Below are 9,570 nucleotides of genomic sequence, written 5' to 3' on the forward strand. Positions count from 1 at the left end.
TTTTCCATCAGGTCATTCAACATGCGTTACCACTCCTCATCGTATAATCCTGTAAGGGAGGTGCAAACACAGTGTCAGAGACAGTAACCGATAAGAGCGTGCGCAATTGTTCATGCGCATCTCTTTTGTAACCGCTCTGCATGCAGGATGCAGGGCGAAAAACATCAGAAAAGGATCGTTGCGTAGAATGTTTGCAAGACTTCAGAAAGAAGCCTTTGTTCGACTCACGGTTCATGATGTTCAACTCCCGGTACACGGATGACACCCATGCATCGGGTGTCGCCCACCATTCTCCCTTCAGATGATCTGGTCGAATGTACTATATTTTAAAGGCGGGGACTCCTATTAAGCGTTTCGCCGGCATTTCGGATGAGAATACCCGTGTACTAAAGGACAAGGTAAATCCTTTTTGGAATAACTCCCTGAAAAAAGACCGGGAGGGTGGCGGCGAACCGCCATCTTCACCGGGTTCACAAATGAATGTTTTTTTATCTGTTGCTGTGCGCGACGCTTAACCGACCCATTCAAGGACGCCGCCGCCGCTCGTCTGGTCCCTTGGTGCAGCCCGCCGGCTCTGGGGCATCTCAATCTGTTTTGGGTTGGAACGCTTGGCATCAATTTCCTGGACCATGGTCTTATAGGACTGGCGCGTCCCGAGGATCTGGGCGCTCTTGACACCGGTCATAATGGCGAGGACACGGATCTTGCCTTCCATGTCGGGCCTGACACGGGCACCCCAGATCACATCTGCGTGGGGGTCAAGTTCGTACGTGAGCGAGGTTGCAACCTCTTCTGCATCCTGCAGGGTAAGGTCGGTTCCTCCGGTGATGTGGATCAGGCTGCCGGTTGCGCCGCGGTAATCGATATCGAGCATCGGGTTGCTCAGGCACTCACGGACGACGCTCTCTGCCTTGTTCTGCTGCTTGCTCTCACCGACAAGCATGGATGCGACACCGCCCTTGGACATGATCGCCCTGACATCTGCGTAATCGATGTTGATGAGCGAGGGTTCTGTAATGGTCTCAGAAATACCCTTGACGGTTTCACCGATCAGCTGGTCCATAACAGAGAATGCCTGGCCCAGCGGGAGGTTGGGGACGAAGTTTTTCAGCCGGTTGTTATCAAGAACAATGACCGAGTCTGCAGATGCGGCAAGCGCTTCAAGTCCTTCTTCTGCACGGATCAACCGGGCCTTTTCGACTTGGAACGGGTAACTGACCATCCCGACCACGATTGCGCCCTGCTCTTTTGCAACCTGTGCAACGACCGGGGCTGAACCGGTACCGGTACCTCCTCCCATACCTGCTGTGATGAACACAAGGTCTGCAGATTCGAGTAGTGCCTCAAGGGTGGGGCGGGCCATCTCGGCTGCACGCTTACCGACATCGGGATAACCGCCGGCACCGAGACCGCGGGTCAGGGATTTCCCGATGAGGACACGTTTGTCAGCCTGGATCATGTCCAGGTGCTGCTTGTCCGTGTTGATCGCAATCGTTTCCGCACCGGAGACACCCATGTGGTGGATACGGTTTACCGTGTTGTTCCCACCACCACCACAGCCGATGATCACAATTCTTGGCTGCCCGAGGAAGTCGTCATCAGGTGCATTTGATCCGGACTTGCTTACCTCTTTTTCAAGTTCGGCATTTTTTAACGCATCGTTAATTATGCTCTGCATTTCTACCCTCTCATACCTTGAATGAAACCTGGTCATTATCTTTTAAGACACGGCCCGCTCGCTTCTCAACAAGTTCACGGACGGCAGCCCGGACAGCTTCTGAAACATTGGGATACTCACCTGCGTCCACCATCTGCTGGAGCAGGTTGATTTGCTGTTCAGGTAACCGAAGCGTGATTCGTTGCATCATTGTATCTCCATTTCTGACATATGTCGGTTAAATGTCATTCATATGTCTGACAGGGGGAACCCTTGTGTCTGATTTAACCAGATAACCCAAAATGATACATAATGGTATAAATACATTTTGCTTTGATTTTTTGAAAGTCTCCAAACGCATTTATGACATCCCGGCCAAGTAATTTTAAAAAAGACGGACGATTCGATGGCTGTTGATTTTCCCAGATCTGTGGTGCATGGAGGAACAGGAAAGCGGCAGCGTGAAAATACCGGAAAAAACCCGCTGGATTTCAGCGCGAGCCTCAATCCCCTGCCCCCCCGGTTCACGTGGCACTGCGATCCGGCGTGTCTTTCATCGTATCCGGATAATGAATACGTTCAGCTCAAGGAGTGCATCGCACACACATTCCACCGCGAGCCTGAAGAGATCTGCGTGGGGAACGGTTCCATTGAACTGATCCGTGTCTTCTGCTTGGTTATGCTCTCCGGAAAAAAGACCTATTTTACCGAATCTCCCACGTTTGGCGAATATGCGCTCTCCGCCCGTCTCGCGGGTGCATCGGCAGCGCGTACATCAGAGGCTGCTAACGTTTCCTTTGTCTGTAACCCCAACAACCCGACCGGAGAATTGTGCAGACATTCCGATCTGATGGCGCGTATAAAGGCGATATCATCGCATGAGGGGATGCTCTTTGCTGATGAAGCGTTCATTGAACTTGCAGACCCGTCTGAGAGTCTTGTTGATGTACGTGCAGTTCCACTTTTTGTCCTGCGCTCGCTCACCAAGAGTTTTGCGGTCCCCGGGATCCGGTTCGGGTACGGTTTCGGCGATCCGGACCTGATTGCGAAGATCGAGACTGCCCGCCCGCCCTGGAGCGTAAATGCATACGCAGAGGCATTTGCCCTTCAGGCATTCAGCCATCTTGATGAATTGGGGAAATCCCGGGACTATATCCGAAAAGAGCGGGACTGGCTTTCTTTGCGGATCGAAGAACTCGGGTTGCGGTGTCCCCCCTCGTCGGCCAATTACCTGCTTGTGGACTGTGCCTGTAATGTGGGGCCGCTGTGTACGCAGCTGGAAACGCACAACATTCTCGTTCGTGACTGCACCTCATTCGGTCTTGCTTCCTGCATCCGCGTGGCCATACGGACACACGAGGAGAACGAACAACTTGTGGAGGCATTGTCTGCATGCGTGCGCTGATCATGGCCGGTGGCGCGGGGAGCCGTCTCAATCAGGGTGAAAAACCGCTCATCCTTATTAATAACCACCCGATGATCCGGTATGTTATCGATGCGTTTTTCGGGGCTAGGTGCGAAGTGGTTGTTGCAACGTCACTCAAAACACCAATGACCCGGAACTGGTGCCGGGTAAACGGCATCGATTCATACAATGCCGGGGGGGTGGATTATATCCGTGACATGGTCGAAACGGTGCAGGCACTTGAAGAGATACAGCCGCTCTTTGTAAGTGTTTCGGATATCCCCTGCATTGATGCCGGGATTATTACTGATATTCACGAGGCTTACGTGCGTTCGGGAAAAGAGGCCTGCTCAACATGGGTGCCGACCCGTATTGTCAAGGCCTGCCGTGGCGGTATGACCTACCGCGAGACGATCAAAAACGAGGATGTCTGTCCGACAGGTCTCAATATCTTAAGAGGGGACCGGATCGCAGAATTGCAGGATGAACTGCAGCTGGTGATTGCCGATCCACGTCTGGCCCTCAATGTCAACACGCGTGCGGACCGGGCCGCTGCAGAAGCATTTTTAAACGAACGTTCCGGAAGACCGTAGGTTTTTGCGGTGAAATTTTAAAAAAGGGCACTGGGTTAACGGGCAATTAACCCCAATTTGTGCCGTTACGCCCAAAAAATGGCAGATGCTGGCGTATTTAATACGAATGCATATTAAGGTGCGGGGTCAAATACTGTTGTATTATGGTGGAGTCGCAGGAGATCGAACTGCAGGGTCATATCATTGATTCGGGTATCATGACCCAGCTTTTTGATCGAGTCATGGACATGGGGGGGAATTTCGAGATCCTTGTCTTTGATGTAGGTAAGAAAAAGACCGACCCCAGTTATGCCCGTCTTAAAATTATAGCGCAGGATAAGGAGAAACTGCGTGCTATCCTGTCGGAGGCCCACCGGTTCGGCGCCCGACTCCCAACGGTAAAGTCTGTCCACTACGTGGCCGCTGCAGGCAACCGAAACGTACCAAAAAATTTCTACACGACCACCAACCACCCGACGCAGGTCAGGCTTGCAGACGAATGGGTTCAAGTCGACAGTATTGAGATGGACTTTTTGATCGTAGTCGATCCTGAAAAGAAGAAGGCTATGTGCACGCCCCTTGGGAAGATAAAGAAAGGCGATCTGGTGGTTGTCGGTGAGGAAGGGGTGCTTGTGAGTTATCCCGACCGGCCCCGGACAAGCAGCACGTTTGAGTTCATGCACGGCACTGTCTCTTCGGAACGCCCCAGTGAGACTCTGATCGCCCAGATCGCAAAAGAGATCATTGACGTCCATAAAAGCGGTGGAAAAATTATCCTTGTTGGGGGCCCTGCGATCATCCATACCGGTGCGGATAAGGCTGTTGCAGATATGATCCGGAAAGGATACATCAATGTCCTGTTTGCGGGTAACGCGCTTGCGACCCACGATGTGGAATATAACCTCTTCGGGACATCGCTCGGGATGGACATCAGGACCGGAAAACCCGTGATGGGTGGACACCGACACCATATCTATGCGATCTCCGAGATCATGCGCGCCGGCTCTCTTAAGAAGGCGGTGGAGAAAGGTGTCCTGAAAGGTGGTATCATGTATGAATGCGTGAAGCATGATGTTCCTTTCGTGCTTGCCGGTTCGATCCGTGACGATGGTCCGCTGCCCGATGTGATCCAGGATACAATGGTGGCGCAGGATGAGATGCGTAAGTATATCCCCGGCTGCAAGTTGGTGCTGATGGTCGCGACCCTCCTGCATTCGATCGCGGTTGGCAACTGCCTGCCCTCGGGTGTAAAGACCGTCTGCGTGGATATCAACCCTGCATCTGTGACCAAACTGATGGACCGGGGCACGACCCAGGCAATTGGTATTGTCTCTGATGCCGGCACTTTCTTCCCGCTCCTCGCCGAGCAGATCGAGAAGCAGAGTAAGGGGAAAAAGTAGGAACATCCTTTTTTAAACGCTTTGGGAGACCGGTTCTCACTACCGTGGCACATCAAAATGATGACTGCCTACCCGGATAGGTCGCCCGGGGGCCTCGGATCCTCGCTGGGCAAGTGCGTTGATCCCTGGAAAAATCGGATAAGGATATGGTGTCTTTATCCGCACCATTCATTTTTTTATAAAAAAACGCCTTCGAAGCGTCCTTTCAGAGGCGACGACAAACATCATTTTTTTGGATCCGAGAGATCAATGGGATTGTTTTTTTATACTTCGCATTTTGGCGTGTAAAAAAGGCCGGACTTTATCAGATCCATAAATCATTTACCGTGTCAGCGGCATGCAGTACGGCTGCTCGCGGGCGAGCACGTACTCCCACTCGCTTTTACAGGTACAGTCCATATCCAGAAGCGCCCCGATAAGGTCTCGGTCGGCGGAAAGTGAATAATCGCGGATGCCCTGTGTAATCTCATAATCGCATATCCCGCAGTTGTGCGGCCCCCGTTTCTGCCCGCCGCCCAGCGGATCGCAGGTCACATGCATAGGTGCATCTTTCAGGATCGAGAGCACGCTCCAGAGGTACGGTGGGCGATAGGCTCCCTGTTTCCAGCATAGTTCGAGTTCTGTCCGCTTCTGCACCGTGCAGGGATTCATCGAGACCATCTCCACAGTTCCTGCGAGATCTGCAAGCGATGACCGCATGTCAGTAATGGCCTCTGACTCGGTCAGGAAGGGCGGCTTGAAAAGGAGGTATGCCTTCACCCCAGCCCCGGCGCTATGGGCAACAGCAGCGGCTTGTTTGAAATCCGCGTACGTGAATCCCTTGTTGATGCACTTCTCCCGTATCGTATCTCTCGTGGTTTCGAGGCCAATGGCGCAGTAAAGCGGGGTTGTATGGGTGCCATCGTTGAGGTCTGCAAGAAAATGTTCGATGGAGTCGGACGTTATGTATTCCGGCCGGCTCTCCGCAATCACGATTTTTCCCATGAATGCCTGTGCGACCTCTTTCTGGAAGGAGGGAGGGACCTCGGCAGGATCAAAAAAACTTCCCGATGTAAAGATCTTAATCATCAAAAATTCGTCAAGGCTGAACTGCGATCGTACCCATCCAAGCTGGGCGTGCAAATGGGTGGCAAGTTCTTCGCAGGACTGCGCCCGGTACCTCTCGTGTCGGTAACTGCACATCCTGCACCGCGCCCATGAACACCCGCCGGACTCAAAGATAATAGTCAGGCATTCGACCGTTCCACCGTTGTACCTCTCTTTTCCGCGCCAGCACGCAAGCGGTTTTTTCAGACTTTCAGAAATCATTAACAACCTCATAGTTGATCTTGTACATAGATGAAGAGGATCGTCATGCTGGTGCTGGGTTTTTTTATGCTGATCAGCGGCGCATCGGCATACCAGGTCTTCATTTATGCCCCCGATACCCTGACGGTTGGAAAGCCCCTTGTGGTCAACGGGACGACCACATTTGGCATCGGGACCCCGATTGATGTGGTGCTCTACCGGCAGGTGACCACCAGTACTGAAGTCAAACGCAAGATTGCATATGTCCAGTCTGACAACACTTTCCGCGTGGTCTTTGATACGACCAACCTCCAAACAGGGCTTTATAAGGTGGAGGTGCCAGCGAGCGGAACGGGTGATTCTATCTCCATGCGACAGGTCCGGCTCATCGATCGCTCCGATGAGATCACCCTGACCTCCCAGACGACCCAGACCCTCTCAGGCAAGATGTACATTGACGGAAAAATTACCGGGGATACAAACTCCGGTGTCCAGATCGCGGTGATCGGGCCGGATAACTCAGTCATCTATGGTCCCATGTACGTGGGCACCGATTCTCTGGGGGGGTTTGACGTGGTGGTCCCCATCAGCCAGACCGGCGATTATGAAGTCAGTTTTACCGATGATCAGGGGTACGTGGGTTCAAGAACGATCAGCATCATTGGGGGACATGAGACGATCGCTCCGGAAACGACCGTGACGACAACTACCATTCTGTCTGCCCATGGGAGAACGTCCCGGGATAACCCGATTTATTTTATTGTCCAGCCCGTTGGTGACGCCCCGGTCACCATCTCCACATCGACCTCCGTTGACTGGGTGGTGGAATATGTTGACGCAAACGGAGACCTTCACACGATCAATGACCAGGGCGACATTACACCCGAGGAAATTGTCGTGAATGGTGCGGACAAGCCCCTTTACTTCAAAGTATACCCCTACAAGTATTCGGTCAGCGCGGAAGTCTATCTCTACACGGAGAATGCAGACTCCGTTATGGTAAGTCCAACGGTACCTGCGGTATTCGGTGTGACAACACTTGCCCCGGTATCTCCGGCAGAGAGACAAAAATCCCCGCTTGCGACGGCGGGCAGCATAGCCGCCGTGTGCATGGCCTCACTTTTTATTCAACTGCGCAGGCACTGATCTTTGCGGGAGATCTTTTGTGATTCCCTGTTCATGGTGTCTCCCAACTCCGGCACGTACCGGGAAAACCGCACAGCTAAAGAAGCCTTTTTTAAATTGCACGGCCAAAAGAGTAAAAACACATGCCGGGGTAGTCTAGTCCGGTAAGGCGGTGGCCTTGAAAGCCACTGGTGCCCTGCACCTCAAGAGTTCAAATCTCTTCCCCGGCGTCTGATTTTGTTTTTTTCTGTTTTTAGCACTTCCAGATTGTGAATAAAAGTATCCCGAGGACCAGGTATCCGGCCGCGCCTTTTAAGGGACTGTGAAATTTAAAACCCGGCCGGCACAGGTTATCTTTTCCGTATGGTTGGCACGGAACTGGTTGTCTGACGCAGACACGGGGTTCTCTCGTAAGGGTGCAGCCGAAAAAAATAACGACGGGTTGCCGGTGCATTATCACTGTTTTTATGAGCGAAGAACACCTAATCAGTATAACCGGATATGGGTGTGAACCATCGATGTGCGTTGCAGTGCCTGCGGAAGTGCTGGAGATCAAGGACGGGAATATCGGAGTTGTGGACTATGGCGATCTCAAACAGGAAGTCCGGCTCGATCTCGTGGATGTCAAGGTTGGTGAGTTCGTGCTCGTGCATGTGGGTTTTGCAATCCAGCGTCTCTCCCGTGAAGATGGTCTTGAGACCCGGGAGATTTTTAAACAGGTCTATGCCGCCCTGGAGGAGTGATGCACGAATACTGTATCCTGAAATAATGTCCGATTATTTCATAATTTATTTATATCAAGGGTACGATAAACTAACTTATGCCAACTGACTATTCCGAGAGATCCCTCGACCATGCCCTTCAGGAGGGAACCGTCACCCCTGGGGATGCGGATCTCATCCGCCGGTTCTGTGATGACCTGCAGGCAAAGCGGGATATAGGCACAGGCCGACGGAACAAAATTACCTCTTCGCTCGTGACCTGGCGGCGGTTTATCGAGCCATTCGATACAGTTAATATCCCCGGTATTCACGGAGGTATCCGGGCACTGAAAACGGCAAAGACGTGGAAGGGTAAACCCTATGCGCCCAACACCGTGGCCGATATGGTGGGTGTTCTCCGGTTCTTTTTCACCTGGATGATCAAGGAAAAGCTCTCAAAGATCTCCCTTGATGAGCTCAATGAGATCAAGGACCCGAAGCGGCCCGGGTCCATCAGGAGATCGTCGGATCTTCTCACGACAGAAGAGTTCGGAGCCCTGATCCGTGCATGCAGGCGGGATGTGGACAGGGCGATGGTATACACGGCTTACGAGGGAGCGCTCCGTCCTGGTGAAGTTTGCCAGCTCCGTTGGCAGGATCTTGTCTTCGACGACGACGGGGTGAAGATGAACGTTGAGTTCAAAACCCGGAAGCCCCGGTACATCCGGCTTGTCATGGCGAAAGAACATCTCGCCCGATGGCGGTCGAACTATCCCGGGGATCCTACTGGTGACGCCCTGGTTTTCATAACCCGGTTCGGCAAGCCGTTCACCCACAGTATTTTTACAAAAAACCTTCGAAACATCGCCGCACGTGCAGGGATACAGAAGAAAATCACCCCGCACCTTCTCCGTCACTGCCGGGTCACGGACCTGATCAGCTCCGGCGCGCAGGAGTCCATAGTTTCCTTGATGTGCTGGGGCTCGGTGAATAGTCAGATGATGAAGAACTACCTGCATTTGTCGGGCATTCAGGTTGACGATGAGATCGCCCGGCTTTACGGCATCAAGTCTGTAGGTCGCCCCAAGAAAGGAGAGGAGTTCAAGCCCCGGCAGTGCCCATCATGTGGTGCGGTATCCTCCCCAACAACCCGGTTTTGTGGAACATGTGGGCGATCGCTTAGCGGGGAAGCAGAGAACGAAGAGGCGGAAGTGCGTCGATTTGCGAGCAGCCCGGACAAGCTCAGGCGCTTGGCGGACCTGATGGATAAAGAGGAGATAAAGGATTAATTTTTCTTTCTAGCGACTCGCTGAACTGATGGTAGATCTTCGCCGTAATCTGGGAATATTTGTCTTGCCTTTTTCTTTATCGTTTCCAATGCGTTATATTCGGGATCGTTTTTATGACATTCATTGAGTAGCAC

9 protein-coding genes and 1 tRNA gene are annotated in these 9,570 nt (G+C 52.5%); 7 read left to right on the forward strand and 3 right to left on the reverse strand.

What is annotated here, in order from left to right; genetic code table 11:
* Positions 1-511: 511 nt before the first annotated feature.
* Together ftsZ and QZN75_RS07715 are read right to left on the reverse strand one after the other, a co-directional pair.
* Entirely contained in the window at positions 512-1,678 is a 1,167-nt protein-coding gene (ftsZ, locus tag QZN75_RS07710; protein ID WP_292426956.1) for a cell division protein FtsZ, read from the reverse strand.
* A 10-nt stretch (positions 1,679-1,688) separates the two neighbouring features.
* Positions 1,689-1,868: a type II toxin-antitoxin system ParD family antitoxin gene (locus QZN75_RS07715; protein ID WP_292426958.1), complete on the reverse strand. Its 180-nt coding sequence runs from the start codon at positions 1,866-1,868 to the stop codon at positions 1,689-1,691.
* A 195-nt stretch (positions 1,869-2,063) separates the two neighbouring features.
* On the opposite strand from QZN75_RS07715, the gene QZN75_RS07720 reads away from it, so the two are divergent.
* The 3 genes from QZN75_RS07720 to QZN75_RS07730 all read left to right on the forward strand — a co-directional run bounded on the left by QZN75_RS07720 (position 2,064) and on the right by QZN75_RS07730 (position 5,034).
* Positions 2,064-3,062: a histidinol-phosphate transaminase gene (locus tag QZN75_RS07720; RefSeq protein WP_292426961.1), complete on the forward strand. Its 999-nt coding sequence runs from the start codon at positions 2,064-2,066 to the stop codon at positions 3,060-3,062.
* Complete coding sequence (locus QZN75_RS07725; protein WP_292426975.1) at positions 3,050-3,655, forward strand: NTP transferase domain-containing protein; 606 nt, start codon at positions 3,050-3,052, stop codon at positions 3,653-3,655. Before QZN75_RS07720 ends, QZN75_RS07725 begins: the two co-directional genes overlap by 13 nt.
* Positions 3,656-3,798: 143 nt before the next feature.
* Positions 3,799-5,034, forward strand: a complete 1,236-nt coding sequence (locus QZN75_RS07730) for a TIGR00300 family protein (RefSeq protein WP_292426977.1) — start codon at positions 3,799-3,801, stop codon at positions 5,032-5,034.
* 321 nt (positions 5,035-5,355) lie between these two features.
* Here QZN75_RS07730 and QZN75_RS07735 read toward each other — a convergent pair whose 3' ends face one another.
* Positions 5,356-6,342, reverse strand: coding sequence for an archaeosine biosynthesis radical SAM protein RaSEA (locus QZN75_RS07735; RefSeq protein ID WP_292426979.1), 987 nt, complete (start codon positions 6,340-6,342; stop codon positions 5,356-5,358).
* 30 nt (positions 6,343-6,372) lie between these two features.
* Between QZN75_RS07735 and QZN75_RS07740 the strand changes: the two genes are divergently transcribed.
* The 4 genes from QZN75_RS07740 to QZN75_RS07755 all read left to right on the forward strand — a co-directional run bounded on the left by QZN75_RS07740 (position 6,373) and on the right by QZN75_RS07755 (position 9,436).
* Positions 6,373-7,467 (forward strand): hypothetical protein, encoded by a 1,095-nt coding sequence (locus QZN75_RS07740; RefSeq protein WP_292426982.1) that lies wholly within the window; start codon positions 6,373-6,375, stop codon positions 7,465-7,467.
* 124 nt (positions 7,468-7,591) lie between these two features.
* Positions 7,592-7,676 (forward strand) — tRNA-Ser (locus QZN75_RS07745).
* A gap of 288 nt (positions 7,677-7,964) precedes the next feature.
* Positions 7,965-8,189 (forward strand): HypC/HybG/HupF family hydrogenase formation chaperone, encoded by a 225-nt coding sequence (locus QZN75_RS07750; RefSeq protein ID WP_012106962.1) that lies wholly within the window; start codon positions 7,965-7,967, stop codon positions 8,187-8,189.
* Positions 8,190-8,266: 77 nt separating this feature from the next.
* Positions 8,267-9,436 carry a site-specific integrase gene (locus tag QZN75_RS07755; RefSeq protein WP_292426986.1) on the forward strand — a complete coding sequence of 390 codons (1,170 nt, stop codon included), beginning with the start codon at positions 8,267-8,269 and terminating at the stop codon, positions 9,434-9,436.
* The last annotated feature ends 134 nt before the right edge of the window (positions 9,437-9,570 follow it).

The organism is Methanoregula sp. (genome assembly GCF_003170075.1).
Classification (GTDB): Archaea; Halobacteriota; Methanomicrobia; order Methanomicrobiales; family Methanospirillaceae; genus Methanoregula.